The organism is Paraburkholderia sp. UCT70, from assembly GCF_050434085.1.
Taxonomy (GTDB): domain Bacteria; phylum Pseudomonadota; class Gammaproteobacteria; order Burkholderiales; family Burkholderiaceae; genus Paraburkholderia; species Paraburkholderia tuberum.
In genome coordinates, this window is sequence record NZ_JBNPVZ010000004.1 from 2,305,339 (window position 1) to 2,324,056 (window position 18,718).

Annotated in this window: 21 protein-coding genes and 3 tRNA genes; 13 read left to right on the forward strand and 11 right to left on the reverse strand. The window is 62.1% G+C overall.

The window, feature by feature from the left end; genetic code table 11:
• The first annotated feature begins 225 nt into the window (after positions 1–225).
• Positions 226–822 carry a chorismate mutase gene (locus OKW41_RS36230; RefSeq protein ID WP_429575547.1) on the forward strand — a complete coding sequence of 199 codons (597 nt, stop codon included), beginning with the start codon at positions 226–228 and terminating at the stop codon, positions 820–822.
• A 38-nt stretch (positions 823–860) separates the two neighbouring features.
• Here OKW41_RS36230 and OKW41_RS36235 read toward each other — a convergent pair whose 3' ends face one another.
• Complete coding sequence (locus tag OKW41_RS36235) at positions 861–2,009, reverse strand: exonuclease domain-containing protein (protein ID WP_429575548.1); 1,149 nt, start codon at positions 2,007–2,009, stop codon at positions 861–863.
• Between the two features lie 331 nt (positions 2,010–2,340).
• Entirely contained in the window at positions 2,341–2,544 is a 204-nt protein-coding gene (locus OKW41_RS36240) for a cold-shock protein (protein WP_008921209.1), read from the reverse strand.
• A gap of 391 nt (positions 2,545–2,935) precedes the next feature.
• Here OKW41_RS36240 and OKW41_RS36245 point away from each other — a divergent pair, with 391 nt between their 5' ends.
• Both OKW41_RS36245 and OKW41_RS36250 read left to right on the forward strand, forming a co-directional pair.
• Positions 2,936–3,184, forward strand: a complete 249-nt coding sequence (locus OKW41_RS36245; protein ID WP_429575549.1) for a hypothetical protein — start codon at positions 2,936–2,938, stop codon at positions 3,182–3,184.
• Between the two features lie 525 nt (positions 3,185–3,709).
• Entirely contained in the window at positions 3,710–4,879 is a 1,170-nt protein-coding gene (locus OKW41_RS36250) for a porin (protein ID WP_429451266.1), read from the forward strand.
• Positions 4,880–5,013: 134 nt separating this feature from the next.
• Here OKW41_RS36250 and greB read toward each other — a convergent pair whose 3' ends face one another.
• A complete protein-coding gene (greB, locus tag OKW41_RS36255) occupies positions 5,014–5,583 on the reverse strand; it encodes a transcription elongation factor GreB (protein ID WP_429451268.1) in 570 nt (189 codons plus the stop codon).
• 123 nt (positions 5,584–5,706) lie between these two features.
• On the opposite strand from greB, the gene OKW41_RS36260 reads away from it, so the two are divergent.
• Both OKW41_RS36260 and OKW41_RS36265 read left to right on the forward strand, forming a co-directional pair.
• Positions 5,707–5,783 (forward strand) — tRNA-Arg (locus OKW41_RS36260).
• A gap of 75 nt (positions 5,784–5,858) precedes the next feature.
• Positions 5,859–5,935, forward strand: a tRNA-Arg gene (locus OKW41_RS36265).
• Positions 5,936–6,009: 74 nt separating this feature from the next.
• Here the strand turns inward: OKW41_RS36265 and OKW41_RS36270 are convergent.
• The 5 genes from OKW41_RS36270 to OKW41_RS36290 form a co-directional block, all read right to left on the reverse strand.
• The gene (locus OKW41_RS36270; RefSeq protein WP_429451270.1) at positions 6,010–6,495 is read right to left on the reverse strand and encodes a phage protein NinX family protein; all 486 of its coding nucleotides are present in this window, start codon (positions 6,493–6,495) and stop codon (positions 6,010–6,012) included.
• A gap of 123 nt (positions 6,496–6,618) precedes the next feature.
• The gene (locus OKW41_RS36275) at positions 6,619–8,979 is read right to left on the reverse strand and encodes a RelA/SpoT family protein (RefSeq protein ID WP_429451272.1); all 2,361 of its coding nucleotides are present in this window, start codon (positions 8,977–8,979) and stop codon (positions 6,619–6,621) included.
• 98 nt (positions 8,980–9,077) lie between these two features.
• Entirely contained in the window at positions 9,078–9,281 is a 204-nt protein-coding gene (gene rpoZ / locus OKW41_RS36280) for a DNA-directed RNA polymerase subunit omega (RefSeq protein ID WP_008921215.1), read from the reverse strand.
• A gap of 60 nt (positions 9,282–9,341) precedes the next feature.
• Entirely contained in the window at positions 9,342–10,025 is a 684-nt protein-coding gene (gmk, locus tag OKW41_RS36285) for a guanylate kinase (RefSeq protein ID WP_429451274.1), read from the reverse strand.
• Between the two features lie 18 nt (positions 10,026–10,043).
• Positions 10,044–10,967 carry a YicC/YloC family endoribonuclease gene (locus OKW41_RS36290; RefSeq protein WP_429575550.1) on the reverse strand — a complete coding sequence of 308 codons (924 nt, stop codon included), beginning with the start codon at positions 10,965–10,967 and terminating at the stop codon, positions 10,044–10,046.
• A gap of 336 nt (positions 10,968–11,303) precedes the next feature.
• Between OKW41_RS36290 and rph the strand changes: the two genes are divergently transcribed.
• The 8 genes from rph (at position 11,304) to OKW41_RS36330 (ending at position 16,183) form a co-directional block, all read left to right on the forward strand.
• Positions 11,304–12,041 carry a ribonuclease PH gene (rph, locus tag OKW41_RS36295; RefSeq protein ID WP_090801456.1) on the forward strand — a complete coding sequence of 246 codons (738 nt, stop codon included), beginning with the start codon at positions 11,304–11,306 and terminating at the stop codon, positions 12,039–12,041.
• Positions 12,038–12,700: an RdgB/HAM1 family non-canonical purine NTP pyrophosphatase gene (gene rdgB, locus OKW41_RS36300; protein ID WP_429575551.1), complete on the forward strand. Its 663-nt coding sequence runs from the start codon at positions 12,038–12,040 to the stop codon at positions 12,698–12,700. The genes rph and rdgB overlap by 4 nt, the downstream gene beginning before the upstream one ends.
• A complete protein-coding gene (gene hemW, locus OKW41_RS36305) occupies positions 12,697–13,926 on the forward strand; it encodes a radical SAM family heme chaperone HemW (RefSeq protein WP_429575552.1) in 1,230 nt (409 codons plus the stop codon). The genes rdgB and hemW overlap by 4 nt, the downstream gene beginning before the upstream one ends.
• A gap of 55 nt (positions 13,927–13,981) precedes the next feature.
• Positions 13,982–14,071: transfer RNA gene (locus OKW41_RS36310), tRNA-Ser, on the forward strand.
• On the forward strand, positions 14,044–14,304 hold the full coding sequence (locus OKW41_RS36315) for a hypothetical protein (RefSeq protein WP_429451282.1): 261 nt from the start codon (positions 14,044–14,046) through the stop codon (positions 14,302–14,304). Before OKW41_RS36310 ends, OKW41_RS36315 begins: the two co-directional genes overlap by 28 nt.
• Before the next feature lie 155 nt (positions 14,305–14,459).
• Complete coding sequence (locus tag OKW41_RS36320; protein ID WP_429575553.1) at positions 14,460–14,747, forward strand: hypothetical protein; 288 nt, start codon at positions 14,460–14,462, stop codon at positions 14,745–14,747.
• Between the two features lie 40 nt (positions 14,748–14,787).
• Entirely contained in the window at positions 14,788–15,870 is a 1,083-nt protein-coding gene (locus OKW41_RS36325; RefSeq protein ID WP_429571245.1) for an IS630 family transposase, read from the forward strand.
• 13 nt (positions 15,871–15,883) lie between these two features.
• Positions 15,884–16,183 carry a hypothetical protein gene (locus OKW41_RS36330; protein ID WP_429571246.1) on the forward strand — a complete coding sequence of 100 codons (300 nt, stop codon included), beginning with the start codon at positions 15,884–15,886 and terminating at the stop codon, positions 16,181–16,183.
• A gap of 226 nt (positions 16,184–16,409) precedes the next feature.
• On the opposite strand, the gene OKW41_RS36335 is transcribed toward OKW41_RS36330, so the two are convergent.
• The 3 genes from OKW41_RS36335 to OKW41_RS36345 all read right to left on the reverse strand — a co-directional run bounded on the left by OKW41_RS36335 (position 16,410) and on the right by OKW41_RS36345 (position 18,562).
• Positions 16,410–16,814, reverse strand: a complete 405-nt coding sequence (locus OKW41_RS36335) for a RidA family protein (protein WP_429575554.1) — start codon at positions 16,812–16,814, stop codon at positions 16,410–16,412.
• Between the two features lie 82 nt (positions 16,815–16,896).
• The gene (locus tag OKW41_RS36340; protein ID WP_090805429.1) at positions 16,897–17,127 is read right to left on the reverse strand and encodes a hypothetical protein; all 231 of its coding nucleotides are present in this window, start codon (positions 17,125–17,127) and stop codon (positions 16,897–16,899) included.
• A gap of 214 nt (positions 17,128–17,341) precedes the next feature.
• On the reverse strand, positions 17,342–18,562 hold the full coding sequence (locus OKW41_RS36345) for a Bcr/CflA family multidrug efflux MFS transporter (protein ID WP_090801465.1): 1,221 nt from the start codon (positions 18,560–18,562) through the stop codon (positions 17,342–17,344).
• Positions 18,563–18,718: the final 156 nt, after the last annotated feature.

Below are 18,718 nucleotides of genomic sequence, written 5' to 3' on the forward strand. Positions count from 1 at the left end.
ACTCGCGCCCTCATTACGCGTCCGACATCTCCGTCATGACGCTGGATCAGCTCGCCTGAGCACAGCAGTTGCACTGGGCCACGCGGTTCCAACGCGTGCATACGTGCTCCTTCTCTCGCCCACGTCCCCCGACGATCCGTGTGAATCTGCCCGGTGGTCGCAGTTTGCGGCGCATCATTTATTCTTCTGTTTTTCCGTCAACGGCCGCCCGGCCACGTCCACCTCATGAATCATTTGCATCGCCTCGGCGCGTCATGCGCGCTCGTCATCGCCGCCGCCTTCGCCTTCTCGCCCGCTCCCGCCCTCGCCGATGGCGACGACACGGCGCTCACGAGCCTGATCGCGCTAGTTTCGCAGCGCCTTGCACTCGCAGAGCCGGTCGCGCGCTGGAAGTGGGCGAACCACCAGCCGATCACCGATAGGCCGCGTGAAGACGCGCTGCTCGCCGAGGTGGCAAAGCGCGCCGCGGCGGCAAACGTCGACCCGGCGTTCGCCCGCGCGTTCTTCCAGGATCAGATCGATGCGAGCAAAGACGTGCAGAACGCGCTCTTCGCGAACTGGCGTCGCACCCAGCCACCGCAAGGTCCCGCACCCGATCTCGCAACCAGCACGCGACCGCAGCTCGACAAGCTGACACAATCGTTGATGGCGAGTCTGGCGCGCGTGCAGCCGCTGCGCGCGGCGGACGATTGTCCGTCACGGCTCGCGCAATCGCTGGCTAACTGGAAGGCGCTGACGCGCTATGACTCTGCGCATTCGAGCGCGTTGACGCACGCACTAGGTCACGTGTGCGAGACGGGCGGAGTCGGCGCCACCGGCTGATTCCGGTAACGCCACGGCGCGCGCACGTCGCATAAGCGTCATGCGATGATGCTCGACTCAGGGCTGTCACGCGACACGCTCAACGGCATCACGCGCAGGCCTCGCGCCAGATGGCTTTGCAGGATACGGTACGTCGAGAGTTCGAACGACCCAGCCAGCGTCGACGCATGCAGCTGCGCCGCTGCGACGAGCGACGGCGCGTGCCCGAGGTAGCGCCAGCGATCGACCACGTGGAAGATACCCTGCGCGTCCTCACGCTCCTCGAACACGATGGGCCCCTCGAACGGCCACGGCGCGTTCGCGGGATCGCTCTTCGTCATGCGCGGCAAGCGGTTGTGGCCCGGCCGCAGCGTTGCGATCCACTGCGCCTCCGCGAGCATCGCGCCGAGCTCTCCGCCAGTCGCGCGCCATTCGACGCGTCGCACGAGCTGCGCTAGCCGCATATCCTTCGACGAACGCCGCTCGCCAGTCAGATGCGAGCGCAGCCGCTGACGCACGCGCACGCTGCGACCGACATACAGCGGCGCATCGTCTTCGCCATAAAACGCATACACGCCACAGCCAGCCGGCGCGGTGTCGAGCAAATCTTCGGTGATGTCGCCGGCGAGCCGGTAGCGACGCGTCGTGCGCTCGATCTGCGCGTGCAGCGCTTCCAGCGGTACGAGCGTCGGCAGACGCTGCCAGAACTGCCAGATCAGATCGGCGTCGGCGAGCGCGCGGTGGCGGTCGGACGGCACCAGCGCATGGCGTTCGACCAGCGCATCGAGACCGTGGCGCTTTTCGCCGGGAAACAGCGCGCGCGACAGCCGCACCGTGCACAGCACGTCCGGATCGAACGCGATTCCCGCGCGACGAAATTCGCTGCGTAAAAATCCGCGATCGAAACTCGCGTTGTGCGCGACGAACAGCTTGCCGTTCAAACGCTCGAACAACGCGGGCGCGATCGACTCGAACGTCGGTGCGCCGCGCACCATGTCGTTCGTGATGCCGGTCAGCTGTTGGATGAACGACGGAATCGGCTGCTGCGGGTCGATCAGGCTGCTCCAGCGCGAGACGCCGGCCAGCCCGACTTCGACGACGCCAACCTCAGTAATGCGGTGCTCGCTCGTGGAGCCGCCGGTCGTTTCGAGATCTACGAAAACGATGGGTGCATCGGGTGCCGGTTCCGGCGAAAGCAGTTCAGACATGGGACAAGGGATTCGGGCGCATGAATTTGCGGCAAGTATGCACCAGCTGGACGTTGCGCATCCAGACCGCGCCGCGTTCGCAACTGGAAACTGCGTCGGCATGGGCCGTCGATTTTGCGCTGAAATCCGGCAGACGCTTAAACCAGACCATTAATCCAGACGTAGTCAATTCGTTTCGATGGATTATCTTCTGATAATAATGCGTATATTTGAACCACGCAGTTACCGAAGATCCGAGCTGGGGAGACATCTAGATAAAAATAAAAACCCTCGCGCGACGGCGAGGGTTTTTCGCTCCCGACTGCGCGGGCGGCGCGCCCAGCGCAGGCATTTACAGCGGCTGAATATTGGCCGCCTGCTTGCCCTTCGGGCTGGTCTTGATTTCAAAAGACACGCGCTGATTTTCCTTCAACGACTTGAAGCCCTCGCTGCGGATCTCCGAAAAGTGCGCGAACAGATCCTCGCCACCCGCGTCCGACGTGATGAAGCCAAAACCCTTAGCATCGTTGAACCATTTGACGACACCAGTTTCCATTTCCTGTTTTCCCTCTGTGATTAATCCAAAGCGGGCGTTGCCCTCGAATCGATCTAACCCCGATTCAGTTGCCTATATCTGATCAAGACAGAAACAGCCAATCAAATTCGGCTTTGCCGTTATACGGGGAACAGAGAATGACCGTCAAGTAAACTTTTCATATGCGTTTAGCGTATAAAAAGATAAGACTTCAAACTACACGGATATAGGTAGATGCGTCAAATTTACCTGAAAGAAAATAATCCGAGTCCGCAAACGGAAAAATTTGCGAAAATATGCAATACGAATGTAACAAAATCCATCTTTGCGTAAGTGTTTGTCCGACTTGTTGCGGCGCCGCCTCACTCGCATGATGCAAATCAGTTGTAGCGATGCGCTTCAGGAGGTTGCCATGCTGTCCAAGGAAATTCACCGTCTCTTCACCTGGCTCACTCATTCGCACGCAACGGTCATATCAGACCAGCCCGCACAGACCGGGGATTCATGCACCGTTTTCGACTTCGATCCGATGTGGCACGGAGACCACTGGCAGAACCTGCTCTCCTCGCCAATGGATGCGCGCCGTTATGTGATGGAAGACTGGAGCGTGTCCGCGCAGGCGGACCGGGACGACGCGGAAGGTACCGCGCCCGCTCATTAGAGACATTCGCGAAACTCGTCCGCCATAAAAAAAGCGCGACTGGAAGGTCGCGCTGACAAAGGTTTGGAGATCTTTTTCGTCAACGAAAAAGTCTGCTTCGGAAAGCAGAAATTACAGTATAGCGGTTATATGCAAGTTCGATTATTCACACAATTAACAATCGTCTATTGCCGCACCAACAACAATCGTTTTCCCGCATTTCTTCCCGTTGTTTTTCCGCATCGTTCGGTGTCGCGAATCAGCAACGCGCTTTAGGAAAATTCAGACGGCGAATCCGCCCAGTCGGCGCAAAGCCTTTATCCATAAGGCTCGAATGGCGATTAACGATCGTTTCTTCTCGCGTAATACTTTATTGCGCGAATCGGAACGCCAACTCCTGGAAGTGTCTCTCTACACTCTGCCTAATCGGAAACCGGCGCGGATCTGGTCAACGCGCTTCTCACGCGGATTCCGCTTTTCGCAGCGCTCGCGTGAAGGTCTCCCAAGCCAGGGTTTTATACCTCTCTCGCTCTTGGAGTTATATCAATGAAGAAGACACTCATGGTCGCTGCCCTGTCGGGCGTTTTCGTAACGGCAGCGCACGCGCAAAGTAGCGTCACCCTGTATGGCCTGATCGACGCCGGTATCACTTATACGAACAACCAGCATCCGAATCCGAGTAGTAACCAGCACGGCGCCAACGTGGCGATGACGAGCGGCTCGGTGAACGGCAGCCGTTTCGGCCTGCGTGGCGCTGAAGATCTGGGCGGCGGTCTGAAGGCCATCTTCACGTTGGAGAACGGCTTCGGCATCAATGACGGCACGCTCAAGCAGAACAGCCGTCTGTTCGGCCGTCAGGCCTTCGTCGGTCTGTCGAGCGACCAGTTCGGTGCCGTGACCCTCGGCCGTCAATACGACAGCATGGTCGACTACGTCGGCCCGCTGGCACTGACCGGCACGCAGTACGGCGGCACGCAGTTCGCGCACCCGTTCGACAACGACAACTTGAACAACTCGTTCCGTATCAACAATTCGGCCAAATTCCAGAGCGCGAACTACGGCGGCTTCAAGTTTGGCGGCTTGTACGGCTTCTCGAACCAGGCTGCCGGCTTCGCCAACAACCGCGCTTACAGTGCGGGCGCGTCGTATAACTGGGGCGGCCTGAACGTTGCCGCTGCGTACATGCAACTGAACAGCAATGGCGCGAACAGCGCAGCCGCTGCGTTCAACTCGGGTGGCGCGGTGTCGGGCGACAACACGTTCTTCGCTCAGCGTCAGCAAACGTGGGGCGCAGGCGCCAACTACGCGTTCGGCCCGGCAACGGTCGGCCTCGTGTACTCGCAGACGAACCTGCATGGCTTGGCAGGTATCAGCGCGGCCTCATCGGGCATAACGGGCGGCATCGGCTTCCCGACCAACAGCGCTCAGTTCCAGAACTTTGAAGCCAACGCCCGTTACGCGCTGACGCCGGCAATCAGCATCGCTGGCGCGTACACGTACACCCGCGCCAACCTCTCCAGCACGCACGTGCACTGGAACCAGGTCAACCTGCAAACCGCGTACGCATTGTCCAAGCGTACCGACGTGTATCTGCAAGGCGTGTATCAGGCAGCAAACGAAGACTCGATCGTTAACGCCTACATCAATGGCGTGGGCGGTGCTTCGGGCAACAACAAGCAAGTCGCTGTGACCGCAGGTCTGCGTCACCGCTTCTAAGCACTGCACAAGGACTGGCAGTAGAGAAGGCGCCGTTCGCGGCGCCTTTTTTTATGTCCGTGCCGACGTGGGTTTTTGCCGCTTTGTGCGCAGGCCTGCGCGCGTGCACGTGAGCCCAGGTCCTCGCCAGAGGCCTAGCGGCCGCTATCAGGCAGCGGATACTTGACGTCGAGAATATCGATCGGCTGCGAACCGGCCGGCGTGAACAGCGTGACCGTATCGCCGACTTTAGCCTTTAGCAGCGCACGCGCAATGGGCGAAATCCAGCTTACGTGCCCGATGTCCAGGTCGACCTCGTCGACACCGACGATCGTCACCTGATGCTCTTCACCGTCCTCGGTCGCATAGTCGACCGTCGCGCCGAAAAACACCTGGTCGACGTTTTCCTGCCGGCTGCTATCGACGACCTCGGCTAGATCGAGCCGCTTGGTCAGAAAACGGATGCGCCGGTCGATTTCCCGCAGACGGCGTTTGCCGTAGATGTAGTCGCCATTCTCCGAGCGGTCGCCGTTCGACGCCGCCCACGATACGAGCTTGACAACCTCGGGCCGCTCGACATCGATCAGATGCAGCAATTCATCACGCATACGCCGATGACCGGCGGGAGTCATGTAGTTTTTGGTGCCGGCGGGCACGTCGGGCTGGGCGATGTCGAGATCGTCATCGTTGTCTTCGCTCGACTCTTTGACAAAGGCCTTGTTCATAATCATCCATTAACAGCGGCTAGCAACAATCTCATAAGAGGTTACACGATCGGGCCGGCGACACAAATCGCCGTGATGGGCTTCCGTTTTTCAAATCCGTTGGCTATAATCTCGTTTCTGTGTGCGGCTGTAGCTCAGTTGGATAGAGTACTTGGCTACGAACCAAGGGGTCGTGGGTTCGAATCCTGCCAGCCGCACCACCTTATTCGAGAGCGCTCCTTACAGGGAGTTCTCAGATTTCATCAGTTTTTACAGTAAGCATCACCGTTTTGCGTGCGGCTGTAGCTCAGTTGGATAGAGTACTTGGCTACGAACCAAGGGGTCGTGGGTTCGAATCCTGCCAGCCGCACCACCTATGAAGGGCCTTCCAACCGGAAGGCCCTTTGTTTTTTCTGGCGCACCATGCCGTGCCCGTGCGCCAGCAACTCATCGCGGCGGCGACTGGATATCCCCAATTTGCCCGTCCGGGTGCGGCAAGTCCTCGACGACCCCGCCCACCGTTTGCTCGCCGATCGTCTCGGTCCGCATGCCGGTCAGTGCCTGGCGCTCGCGCAGCACGTCGTGGACGGTATCGCCGAAATGGCTCACTACAAACGCCCGCAGCAAAGCAATGCGCAGCGAGTCGCCCATTCCCTCCGAGGCTCGCTGCCCGCCCTTGAACTCAGCGACGCATACCGCGCCTTTATCGCTCTGCTCGCGCACGTCGAGCCGCATCGCGCGCTCGAGCACAACGGCAGCCGCCTCCCATGACGCGGAAGGCGTGAAACGCCCGTCCCACGGACGACCACGATCGTTGCCGCGGATCGCAACAGTCTCGCCACTATCGGTAAAGTAGATTTCGCGCACGAAATCGTGCAGGCTGCGCGCCACCCAGTAATCGAGCGCCACGCCAGCAAGGTCGGACACGTTCATCTGCGTTCCCCCTGGAGTTCAGGTGAGATCTGCCTTGAGATGTATCCTGAGCCGCCGCACGAAAGATGCCTGACTGGCGTGAAGCGCCAGACCAAGCCGCGCCGACGCCCAGCCGGAAGCCGTTCAGTAATCCGCGCGCTCGCGGTCGATGCGCATGCCGCCGTCGTGGCGGTGATGCCCCTCTTCGCTCGGCCGCTCACGCGTGATGCGCATCACATCGAGATTCGTGCGCACGCGCCGCATCACGTTTGCCAGATGCACCCGGTCGCTGACCTGGATCACGAAGCGCAGAATCGTGGATTCCTGCGACAGATCTTCGTCCATCGCGATATGGACGATGTTCGCGTCCGCCGATGTGATGTCGGCCGCTACGCGGGCGAACACGCCCTTGGTGTTCTTGACCAGTACCTTGACCGCGACATCGAACAGCCGCCCCGGCTGCGGTGCCCACGCGACGTCGATCCAGCGGCCCGGATCGCGCCGGTGGATACGCTGCGCGACGCGGCAGTCGGTGGTATGAATCGCCATGCCGAGACCGATGCCGATATAGCCCATGATGTCGTCGCCCGGAATCGGACGGCAACACGCGGACAGCTGCACCGACATGCCCTCGGTACCGGTGATGACGACCGGCGGCGCGTGCGGCGTCGAACCGGACTCGGAGCGCGAGCCGTCGTCGTCGGCGTCGCGCCCGCTCATCAGCACTTCGATGCGCTTGGCCATCACCGCGGCGACCCGCCGGCCGAGACCGATGTCCGCGAAAATTTCCTGACGGTTCTTGTTGCCCGTCCACTGCACGAGCTTTTCCCACGCCTCCGGCGTCACATCCGATAGCGCAAGGCCATAGCCCTTCAACGCCTGATCGACGAGACGCTCGCCGAGCTGCACCGACTCGTTCAGACGCATCGTCTTCAGATAATGACGGATCGCCGAGCGCGCCTTGCCGCTGCGCACGAAGCCGAGCCATGCGGGGTTCGGCTTCGAATACGGCGCCGTGATGACTTCGACGATGTCGCCGCTCTTCAGCTCGGTACGCAACGGCAACAGCTCGTTGTTGATCTTCACCGCGACGCACTGGTTGCCGAGGTCGCTGTGGATCGAGTACGCGAAGTCGAGCGCGGTGGCGCCGCGCGGCAGCGCCATGATCTTCGACTTCGGCGTGAACACGTAGACCGCATCCGGGAACAGGTCGATCTTCACGTGCTCGAGGAATTCGCTCGAATCGCCCGCTTCGCTCTGAATGTCGAGCAGCGACTTCAGCCACTGGTGCGCGCGCTTCTGCACGTCGTTCAGATCCGCGCTGCCGTTCTTGTACAGCCAGTGCGCGGCAACGCCCGCCTCGGCGATCTCGTGCATCTTGCGCGTGCGCACCTGAAACTCGATCGGTGCGCCGAACGGGCCGACGAGCGTGGTGTGCAGCGACTGATAGCCGTTCACCTTCGGGATCGCGATGTAATCCTTGAACTTGCCCGGAACAGGCTTGAAAAGCGCATGCAACGCACCGATGCAGGTATAACACTCGAGCGCGCTCTCGACGACCACGCGAAAACCATACACGTCGAGCACCTGCGAAAACGACAGCTGCTTGTCGCGCATCTTCTTGTAGATGCTGAAGATGGTTTTCTCGCGACCGGTGACTTCGGCGTCGAGCTTCGCGTCCGCAATCGCGCGCTGCACCGACTCGAGAATCTTGCCGACCACCTCGCGACGATTGCCGCGCGCCGCCTTCACGGCTTTTTCGAGTGTCGCGTAACGGTGCGGGTTGAAGTTCGCGAAGCTCAGGTCCTGCAGCTCGCGATAGGTATTATTCAGGCCGAGCCGGTGAGCGATCGGCGCGTAAATGTCTAGCGTTTCGCGCGCGACACGGCGACGTTTCTCCGGCGGCACCGCGCCGAGCGTGCGCATGTTGTGCAGCCGGTCGGCGAGCTTCACGAGGATCACGCGCACGTCGCGCGCCATCGCGAGCAGCATCTTGCGGAAGTTCTCCGCTTGAGCTTCCTCGCGATTGCGAAACTCCATCTTGTCCAGCTTGGACAACCCGTCGACCAGCTCCGCGACCTTCGCGCCGAAGCGCTCGGCGAGCTCCGCCTTGGTCACGCCCTGGTCTTCCATCACGTCGTGCAGCAGCGCCGCCATGATCGCCTGGGCGTCGAGATTCCAGCCCGCGCAGATTTGCGCGACGGCGACCGGATGCGTGATGTAGGGCTCGCCGCTCTGGCGATACTGGCCGAGGTGGGCTTCGTCGCTGAAGTGGAACGCCGCCTTGATGTCCTTGATCTCTTCCGGCTGCAGATAGCCGGACAGCGCAGACGTCAGATTGGCGATGGAGACGACGTCATGCCGGCGCGGCTGCTCCGGCGTGGCGGTCGGCCCGAACAGATGGCGAAACGATTGCTCGAGGACCGCGTCGATGTACTTGCGTGCAGAGGACGGCGAGTCGGTGTCGTGCTCCGCTTCCGGGGCGGCGGGCGGGGTAGCACTCATGGTCGCCTCCGGTAGCGGTCAGGGTTGGACGCAGTTCTGCACGTTGAGCAATCCGGTGTGGCGAATACCGGCAAGTCGAAAACGAAAATCCGTGGGCCTTAGACCGGCACCTTCTTCAGCATTTCGACGCCGACCTGACCCGATGCGATTTCACGCAGCGCGAGGACGGTGGGCTTGTCGCGGCTTTCGATTTTCGGCGTGTGGCCTTGAGCGAGCTGACGCGCGCGATAGGTTGCGGCAAGCGCGAGTTCGAAACGGTTCGGGATCTGTTTGAGGCAGTCTTCGACGGTAATGCGGGCCATGTTGGGTTCCTTCTCAGTATGTTGCTTATTCTACCTTATGTGCTTGACACCACACCGCGCTCACGCGTGCGGCAGGTGGATGCCGAGCTGCATGAAAAGCTGCGTGTGACGCGCGTACTGCGACGCGAAGCGCGAGCGCGTCGCGCCGACGAGGCACTGCAACTCCGCCAGCGCGCGATCGAAGTTCTCGTTGATCACGACGTACTCCGCTTCGGCCGCGTGCGCGATCTCGCCGCCCGCCGCGAGCAAGCGTCGCGTGATTACGTTCGGCTGGTCCTGGCCGCGCTTTTTCAGACGCTCTTCGAGCGCTTCGAGCGACGGCGGCAGAATGAAAATCTCCACCGCGTTGTGGAATTGCTTCTTCACCTGCTGCGCACCCTGCCAGTCGATTTCGAGCAGCACGTCATGGCCGTTTTTCATCTGCTCCTCGATCCACACGCGCGACGTGCCGTAATAGTTGCCGTGCACTTCCGCGCTTTCGAGAAACTCGCCCGCGTCGTGACGCTGCATGAAATCTTCGACGGTCGTGAAGTGATAGTGCTCGCCGTCCTGCTCCTTCGGACGCGGCGGGCGCGTCGTGTAGGAGATCGACAGACGGATCGCGTCGTCGCTCGCGAGCAACGCGTTCACGAGCGTCGACTTGCCCGCGCCCGACGGCGCGACGACCATGAACAGGTTGCCGGGATAAGCGCCGGCGTACGAATGGCGCGCCGCGCCGGTTTCGCGTGGATGGTGGTCGGTCATGATGTGTCGTGCTCCGCCTTATTCGAGATTCTGTACCTGCTCGCGCATCTGTTCGATCAAGAGCTTCAGCGTCATCGACGAATCCGCGAGTTCCTTCGCCGCCGCCTTCGAACCGAGCGTGTTCGCTTCGCGGTTCAGCTCCTGCATCATGAAGTCGAGCCGCTTGCCGACCTTGCCGCCCTTCTCGATCACGTGACGCGTTTCGTTCAGGTGCGCGGTGAGGCGCGACAGCTCTTCGGCGATGTCGATGCGAATGCCGTACATCGTCACTTCCTGGCGAATCCGCTCGTTGATCTCTTCGCGCGACACGATCGTCGCGGCCGCATCCGGCGCGGCGATGCCGAGCGCTTCCTGCAGACGCTCGACGATTTTCTGCTGATGTCGCGCAATCAGCTCGGGCACGAGCGGGGTGATCTTCACGACGATCGTCTCCATTTCGGTGACGTTGGCTAGCAGCATCGTCGCGAGTTGCGCGCCTTCGCGCGCGCGCACGTCGATCAGGTCCGCGATCGCCTGCTTGCCGCATCCGAGCACCGCGTCGCGCAGCGTCTCGGGCGCGATGCCGCTTTCGGCGAGCACGCCCGGCCAGCGCAGAATTTCGCCGGTACGCAGAAGGCCGGCTTCAGGAAACGTCTCGAGCACCGTGCGTTCCAGCTGCGCGAGTTGCGCGAGCGCGTCGCGGTTGATCGCGCCCGCGTTCGCCGACTGCTCGCTGCGCTGCAGATTCACGCGAATGTCGACCTTGCCGCGCGACAGCTTGTTCATCAGCATCTCGCGCAGCGTCGGTTCGACGACGCGCACGTCTTCCGGCATGCGGAAGTTCAGATCGAGAAAGCGCGAGTTCACCGTGCGCAATTCGACCGACACGCTGACGCCACCCGTGCCCGAGGCTGCCACGAGTTCGCGCGTGGCGCTCGCATAGCCAGTCATGCTGTAGATCATCGTATTTCTCGCGATTGCGGCCAAGCGGTAGACGATGGCCTGAGAAGCGGATCGCCCGGCGTGTACGAGACGCGGGGCGGGGAATCGGCATTATCCCATTTTTGTCGCAGCCATCCCCTCGCGAGCGAGCAGGGATGCGGCTCGGCGCGCGGTCGCCATATCACTACAGATTGCCGCTCGTCGTTAAGATGCCCCTTACGTACGGATGCCGCACGCGTCGCCCACAACTTGGCGCGCCATCCGTATGGGCAACCGCCCTACCCGATCGGCGGTAAAATTACAGTTTTGCCTCTGCCCTCTTCCGGCCCATCCCGATCCATCCCGACCCATTCCGACATGAGCAACGACACCCAACGCCCCAGCGGCCGCCAGCCCCACCAGTTGCGCGACGTGCGCATCACGCGTCACTACACGAAGCATGCGGAGGGCTCGGTGCTGGTCGAATTCGGCGACACCAAGGTGATCTGCACCGCGAGCGTCAGCGAGAGCGTACCGCCGTTTCTGCGCGATCGCGGCCAGGGCTGGCTCACCGCCGAATACGGCATGCTGCCGCGCGCCACGCATACCCGCAGCGACCGTGAAGCCGCGCGCGGCAAACAGACCGGCCGCACGCAGGAAATCCAGCGGCTGATCGGCCGCGCGCTGCGCTCGGTGTTCGATCTCGAGAAGCTCGGCGCGCGCACGCTCAATCTCGACTGCGACGTGATCCAGGCCGATGGCGGCACACGCACCGCGAGCATCACCGGCGCGTTCGTCGCCGCGCATGATGCGGTCGCCAGATTGCTTGCCACGGGCCGCATCGAAAGCTCGCCGATCCTGGATTACGTCGCCGCGATTTCGGTCGGCGTGTACGACGGCGTGCCGGTGCTCGACCTCGACTACGACGAAGACTCGCAGTGCGACACCGACATGAACGTCGTAATGACGGGGGCGGGCGGCTTCGTCGAAATTCAGGGCACCGCGGAAGGCGTGCCGTTCTCGCGCGAAGAAATGAATGCGCTGCTCGATCTCGCGAGCGACGGCATCAGCACGCTGATCGCGAAGCAGAAAGAGGCGCTGGGAGTGCAGCAGTGAATGCGGTTCGTCAGGACGGTGGCGGGAACAATGCTCACGGCGTAACGTCGGGAATGCCGCTGAAAAAGGTCGTGCTCGCGTCGAACAACGCGGGCAAGCTGCGCGAATTTGCGGCGCTGCTCGGCGCGGCCGGCATCGAGTTGATCGCGCAAGGCGAGCTCAACGTGCCGGAAGCGGAAGAACCGCATCCCACCTTCGTCGAAAACGCGCTGACGAAGGCCCGTCACGCTGCGCGGCTCACCGGCCTGCCCGCGCTCGCCGACGACTCGGGCCTCTGCGTGCGCGCGCTGCGCGGCGCGCCGGGCGTCTGCTCGGCCCGCTTCGCGCAACTCGCCGGCGGCGAGAAAAGCGACGCGGCGAACAACGCGCGCCTCGTCGACGAACTGCGCGACGTGAGCGACCGCCGCGGCTATTACTACTGCGTGCTCGCACTCGTGCGTCACGCGGACGATCCCGAACCGCTGATCGCCGAAGGCCGCTGGCATGGCGAAATCCTGGACGCGCCGCGCGGCGAGCATGGCTTCGGTTACGACCCCTACTTCTATCTGCCGTCGCTGAACGCGAGCGCCGCCGAACTCGAGCCGGCGGTCAAGAACGCGAGCAGCCATCGCGCGATCGCGCTGCGGCAACTGCTCGCGCGTCTGTCGGAGGAAGCGTGATTCCGATCCGATCGACGCCGGCGGACATCGGCAAGGGTGTCGTCAGTGCGTTCACGTCGCTGGGCAGCATCCGTTTGACGTCGCTGCCGCCACTTGCGCTGTACGTGCATTTCCCGTGGTGCGTGCGCAAGTGCCCCTACTGCGACTTCAATTCGCACGAGTGGAAAGGCGAGACGTTCCCGGAGAACGACTACCTCGACGCGTTGCGCGCCGACCTGGAAATGGCCTTGCCACTGATCTGGGGCCGCCAGGTGCATACGGTGTTCATCGGCGGCGGCACGCCTAGTTTGCTGTCGGCGGCGGGGCTCGATCGCATGCTGTCGGATATTCGCGCGCTGCTGCCGCTCGACGCCGACGCGGAAATCACGCTCGAAGCGAACCCCGGCACGTTCGAAGCCGACAAGTTCGCGCAGTTTCGCGCGAGCGGCGTGAACCGGCTGTCGGTGGGCATCCAGAGTTTCAACGAAACGCATCTGAAGGCGCTCGGCCGCATTCACGACGCGGCGCAGGCACGCCACGCGGTCGAAGTCGCCGCGACCACGTTCGACAACTTCAACCTCGACCTGATGTTCGCGTTGCCCAAGCAAACGCTCGCCGGATGCCAGACCGACGTGGAGACGGCGTTGTCGTTTGCGCCGCCGCATCTGTCGCTGTATCACCTGACGCTCGAACCGAACACGCTATTCGCCAGGTTTCCTCCCGCGTTGCCCGACGACGACGCGTCCGCAGACATGCAGGACTGGATTCATCAACGCACCGCCGAGGCCGGCTACGGGCGCTACGAGGTGTCCGCGTATGCGCAGCCGCATCGGCAGAGCAAACACAATCTGAACTACTGGCGCTTCGGCGACTATCTCGGCATCGGCGCGGGCGCGCATACGAAGCTGTCGTTTCCTAATCGCATCGTGCGCCAGGCGCGCTACAAACATCCGACCACGTTCATCGAGCAGGCCAGGGCTGGCACAGGCGTGCAGGAAGAGCATGAGGTCGGGCCGCGCGATCTGCCGTTCGAGTTCATGCTGAACGCGCTGCGCCTGGTGGAAGGATTTCCGGTGCATCGGTTCATCGAGCGCACGGGCCTGTCGATCACGACGATCGAGCCGGCGTTGCAGGAAGCGGAACAGCGCAAGCTGATCACACGCGACCACGAACGGATCGCGCCGACGCCACTCGGCCAGGCGTTCCTGAACGACTTGCAGGCGCTGTTCCTGAAAGATCCGCAGTGATGGCGGGTCACCTAGACTCGGCAGCGAAGTCTTTTCGGGTTACAATTTGCGGCTTGGAGGTGTGGCCGAGTGGTTTAAGGCACCGGTCTTGAAAACCGGCGAAGGAGCAATCCTTCCGTGAGTTCGAATCTCACCGCCTCCGCCAGACATCCAATGAATACGGGCCTTTCGGCCCGTATTTCGTTTCTGCCCCCAAAGAACCCGCCGAATTCGATCGCGACGCAGATCAACCTGATGCGCCACAGCGGCGAACAGGTGCGGCTGGCGGCGTCGCGCCAACTGTTGGATCGCGCTGTTGGTCGCCCGGCGCTTCACGCTGAAATCAAGACCGAGATAGAAACGAAGGCAATACAGACGCGATCGATAGAGTGCGACTGAGCGCGCTGCCGCCCTGCTTACGAGATCGGATCGGCCTTGCTTTAGGAGTTCGCCCATAGCACCTATGGCAGCCGCAACGCTAGAGTTCAATGATCCCGTGGCCGCGCGCGCGGCAACTGAGCTCAATCGAGCCAGGAATCTTGCGGGACATACTCATGGATAGACGCAAGTGCACCTATTTTTTGACGCGTCTCATGGGTGTGGTCGCCTTCATTGCACTAGCGTGGATGCCGGTTGCATATGGCAAAACCTGCACGGAGCGTGAGGCAAGTGCGGCGGATGCCGCAATCGATCACCTCGACACGTGGGCAAACGTGAATGAGGCGTTCAACAAGTACGCGCAGTGTGACGATGGCGAAATCGCGGAAGGCAACTCAGAAGCTGTCGCGCGTCTGCTAGTGGATCACTGGCACACTTTGCCGCAACTAGTACAACATCCCTGAAATAGATTGAATAATCAACTGCCCCGGTTATCATGTCTGAATGAGCCGAGGCCGCCATGCAACGCCAGTGAAGCTGGCGAATAAAGAACGACAGGAACTGCTATCGCTGATTGAGCGGAAGACGGCTACGCAGCGAGATGTGATGCGGGCGCGTATCGGGTTGTGGGCCCACGAGGGTCACTCCAATACGGTGATTGCGCGGGAACTGGGTGTCTCGGTGCAAACGGTCTGCCTGTGGCGCAAGCGCATTGCGCGGCAAGGTGTCCAGGGTATTCGCGAGGGCGAGCGCAGTGGCCGTCCGCCACGCATCACGCACGAAGCGCGACTGCAGTTGATTGCGCTGGCGTGTGAAGCGCAGGAGCCTGAGGGACGGGTCACGCCGACACTCGACGAGATTGCGGCGCGTGCCGTGGAGCGCGGCGTCGTCGGGCAGATCAGCCGCAGTCACGTGCAGCGCATTCTGCAGGCCGGCGACGTACGCCCGCACCGGGTCCGGCAATGGCTGCACAGTCCAGACCCGGCCTTTCGCGAGAAGGTCAACGTGATTTGCAAGCTGTACCGCAAGGCGCCGCGAAACGCGGTCGTGCTCAGCATCGACGAGAAGACCGGCATTCAGGCCATTGAGCGCAAGCACCCGGGACGGGCACCCGCGCCAGGACGGCTGCGTCGCCGTGAATTCGAATATATCCGTCACGGCACCCAGGCGTTGATTGCTGCGCTCGATGTGCATACCGGAAAGGTGTTGGCAGAGTGCCGCGAGCGGCGCACCCAGGACGATCTGGTAGCCTTCATGGAACGCGTGGCGGCCGCGTACCCAGACAAACAGGTGCACGTGGTTTGGGACAATCTGAACACGCATCGCGCGCAGGCCGTCTGGCAGGCGTTCAATGCGCGGCATGGCAAGCGGTTTCACTTCCACTTCACGCCGTTGCACGCAAGCTGGGTCAATCAGATCGAACTCTGGTTTGCCCGTTATACGCGCCGGGTGCTGCGCCATGCCAGCCACACCAGCACCGCGCACCTGCGCGAGCGCACCGGGCAGTTCGTCGGCGAGCACAATCAGGCCGCACGCCCCTTCAAATGGAGTTTCCGGGGCTATCCGCTGCAAAGCGGTGCATCGTAATCGAGGAACGCAGATGCCAGCTGTACCTGCCAAACACCACGCTGCTGAACTGCAGCGTCGACTGCGCAGCCTGCTCGGTCATGAGCAGATCGTCACGCAAGCCTACGGGCGCCACTTGCTGATCAAACGTCTGGACGATGACGAGCCAACCGTCGTGGCGCGCCTCACCGAGCTCGGCCGCAATCGATATGGCGCCGCCTTTCGTAGCCATAGTGGGCGTTGGGAACCGCTGCCGGGCACGGGTTCGCTCGACGAAATGGCCGATGTGGTCGTCACGCTCCTACAGCCTTATTTGCAGCCTGATAATTATTAAACGTATTTAAAGGATGTTGTACTAGGTGTATTGATAAAACGTAATCCGTCGTTGAAAGCCTTTGTGCTCCGCCACATCGATACGACGCTAGACACCGACGATCTTTCCAGAATCGCCAAGCTTTCAACGTCATCTTGCCCGATCGGCATGAGTTCTCTATGTCGAGAATTAGCGGCCGCCACAGAGAAAGTCATGCCGTAGTTGCTATATGGCTGCAATGTCGAATTCAAACCACCGCCACCGCCTCAACCTCGATCTTGAACCCATAGTGCAACTGCGGCACCGGCACGACCGTGCGCGCCGGCCTTGCCTCGCCGGCCCAGCCCGCATAGATCTGATTGAAGCTCGTCCAATGTTCGACATCGACGACATACACGCGCACCTGCACCAGTTGCGCGACGCTGCTGCCGACGCTTTCGAGCGCCGCCTTCACATTGACCAGAACCTGTTCGGCCTGCGCGTCGAACGACGCATCGGCGAGCTTTTCGCCTTGCGCGTTGATCGGCAATTGCCCGGACACGAAGACGAAGCCATTCGCGACCGCGACATGACTGTAGTGGCCGCCGGGTTTCGCCAGCGCGGCGGGATTGTCGGTGTGGGGCAAACGTGAGGCGTGCGTGCTATCGGTCATCAACCACTCCAGAAGTGAAAATCTCGGAGCGATTCATCGCCATGCTTCATTCAGCACGAACCCGCGCACGACTCAACACGCATCACGCGTCCGCCATCTCGAGCTTTTCGCGCGCATCCGCGCAACGACGATTCAGATCGCGGTGCATCAACTGGCTATCGAGCAGAGCCGATACATCCGTCAAACCGTGATCAAAGCGCAAGACGTATTCGATGTCGGTGTAATCGTAATAAGCGCCGCTGTCGGCCAGCCGTTGCGCTTCGGCGAATGCGGCAAATTGCCGTTCGCCGTTCATCAGGTCTTTGATCGCCATGAGTGCCGCTCCGAGGAACAGTGACTTCATCATAGCAATGCAAACCGCGACGCACGGTGGTGCGCGCGCAACACCAGGTGTTTTCCGGAGACGCGTCCGATGAACTCACGCGTCGGCCGATGCCCACAGCCGGAATAGCACGATCGTCATCCGGTTTTCACGCCGTTTTCACAGCGCTCGCGCAGTGCTCACCCTCGATATCCGAACAACACGCTCACACAGCCGCAACCGGCGACTTCGTCCCGTGCCAACGCATCACGAGCATGCGTCCGACAAAGCACAGACAGCCCGCCACGCCGACCACGATACCCATGCCCTTCGGCGTGCCGTCCTGCCACAGTCCGACCGCGAGGCTCGACAGTGCGCCGAGCGCGAGCTGCACCGCGCCGAACACGGCCGCCGCGGCGCCCGCGTTGGCGGGATAGCGATGCATCAGATCGGTCGTGCAGTTGGCGGACAACACGCCCACCACGCTGACGACGAAGAACAGTCCGAACACGATCGACCATAAGCCGCCCCACCCCGTCAGCGACACGACGGACACGAACAGCGACGCGACGAAGCTCACGGTCGCCGCGAACGAGATGATCGGCACCGGCCCGAGCCGGCCGACGAGCCGCGTGTTCAGGTAATTGCCGAACATGATGCCGACGATGTTCAGCGCGAACAGGAAGCCGTAGTGCTGCGCGGACACGTGGAAATACTCGATGTATACGAACGGCGTCGCCGTGATGTACGCGAACATCGACGCGAACGCCATGCCGCCGCACAACATGTGTCCCCACGCGACCGGATCGCGCAGCAGCGTGCCATACGCGCCGAACGACTTCAGCAGCGCCGACTGCGCGCGCATCTCGCGCGGCCACGTCTCCGGCACCTTCAGGAATGCGGTCACCGCGCACACGGAACCGAACAGCGTCAGCGCGACGAACACGGCGCGCCAGCCGCCCAGCAGCAGCAACTGTCCGCCGATCAGCGGCGCGAGCAGTGGACCGATCGCCGTGACGATCGCGATCATCGACAGGACGCGCGCCGCGTCGCCCGGCTCGTGCGCGTCGCGCGCGATCGCGCGAGCCAGCACCGACGCCGCGCCCGCGCCCAACGCCTGCACGAAGCGGAAACCGACCAGCGAGCCGATCGAGACCGACAGCGAGCAGGCGATGCTCGCGAGCGCATACATGATGATGCCGCCAAGCAGGATCGGCCGACGGCCATAGGTATCGGACAGCGGACCGTACAGCAGCATGCCGATCGAAAAGCCGAACATGAAGCTCGTCAGCGTCGATTGCGCGGCGCCCGTGCCGACCGCGAAGGCCTGCGCGATGGTCGGCAGGCTCGGCAGATACATGTCGATGGAAATCGGCCCGCACGCGGCCAGCGCGCCGAGCAACAGGATCAGCCGGCCATCGGGCCGGCGTCTGACGACGTGAGACATGGGAAATCCGGATGGAACGCCGCGCCGGCATCGGCAGCGGAACGGGTGAAGCGGGAACGGCCATCAGTTGACCGGCTCGATTGTACGCGACGGTTAATCCGCTGACGGCGCTCGTGGCCCGCTGCGTATATGTTGCGCGACAGCGCGGCGCGGCGC

What these genes read in the sequence shown, in the direction of transcription:
- OKW41_RS36345 (WP_090801465.1), bottom strand. Translation starts at nt 18,562, where the DNA reads ATGTCTCACGTCGTCAGACGCCGGCCCGATGGCCGGCTGATCCTGTTG.
- OKW41_RS36340 (WP_090805429.1), bottom strand. Translation starts at nt 17,127, where the DNA reads ATGGCGATCAAAGACCTGATGAACGGCGAACGGCAATTTGCCGCATTC.
- OKW41_RS36240 (WP_008921209.1), bottom strand. Translation starts at nt 2,544, where the DNA reads ATGGAAACTGGTGTCGTCAAATGGTTCAACGATGCTAAGGGTTTTGGC.
- OKW41_RS36250 (WP_429451266.1), top strand. Translation starts at nt 3,710, where the DNA reads ATGAAGAAGACACTCATGGTCGCTGCCCTGTCGGGCGTTTTCGTAACG.
- OKW41_RS36275 (WP_429451272.1), bottom strand. Translation starts at nt 8,979, where the DNA reads ATGAGTGCTACCCCGCCCGCCGCCCCGGAAGCGGAGCACGACACCGAC.
- OKW41_RS36330 (WP_429571246.1), top strand. Translation starts at nt 15,884, where the DNA reads ATGCCAGCTGTACCTGCCAAACACCACGCTGCTGAACTGCAGCGTCGA.
- OKW41_RS36230 (WP_429575547.1), top strand. Translation starts at nt 226, where the DNA reads ATGAATCATTTGCATCGCCTCGGCGCGTCATGCGCGCTCGTCATCGCC.
- rph (WP_090801456.1), top strand. Translation starts at nt 11,304, where the DNA reads ATGAGCAACGACACCCAACGCCCCAGCGGCCGCCAGCCCCACCAGTTG.
- OKW41_RS36290 (WP_429575550.1), bottom strand. Translation starts at nt 10,967, where the DNA reads ATGATCTACAGCATGACTGGCTATGCGAGCGCCACGCGCGAACTCGTG.
- OKW41_RS36325 (WP_429571245.1), top strand. Translation starts at nt 14,788, where the DNA reads ATGAGCCGAGGCCGCCATGCAACGCCAGTGAAGCTGGCGAATAAAGAA.
- OKW41_RS36320 (WP_429575553.1), top strand. Translation starts at nt 14,460, where the DNA reads ATGGATAGACGCAAGTGCACCTATTTTTTGACGCGTCTCATGGGTGTG.
- OKW41_RS36235 (WP_429575548.1), bottom strand. Translation starts at nt 2,009, where the DNA reads ATGTCTGAACTGCTTTCGCCGGAACCGGCACCCGATGCACCCATCGTT.
- rpoZ (WP_008921215.1), bottom strand. Translation starts at nt 9,281, where the DNA reads ATGGCCCGCATTACCGTCGAAGACTGCCTCAAACAGATCCCGAACCGT.
- greB (WP_429451268.1), bottom strand. Translation starts at nt 5,583, where the DNA reads ATGAACAAGGCCTTTGTCAAAGAGTCGAGCGAAGACAACGATGACGAT.
- OKW41_RS36245 (WP_429575549.1), top strand. Translation starts at nt 2,936, where the DNA reads ATGCTGTCCAAGGAAATTCACCGTCTCTTCACCTGGCTCACTCATTCG.
- gmk (WP_429451274.1), bottom strand. Translation starts at nt 10,025, where the DNA reads ATGACCGACCACCATCCACGCGAAACCGGCGCGGCGCGCCATTCGTAC.
- OKW41_RS36270 (WP_429451270.1), bottom strand. Translation starts at nt 6,495, where the DNA reads ATGAACGTGTCCGACCTTGCTGGCGTGGCGCTCGATTACTGGGTGGCG.
- OKW41_RS36335 (WP_429575554.1), bottom strand. Translation starts at nt 16,814, where the DNA reads ATGACCGATAGCACGCACGCCTCACGTTTGCCCCACACCGACAATCCC.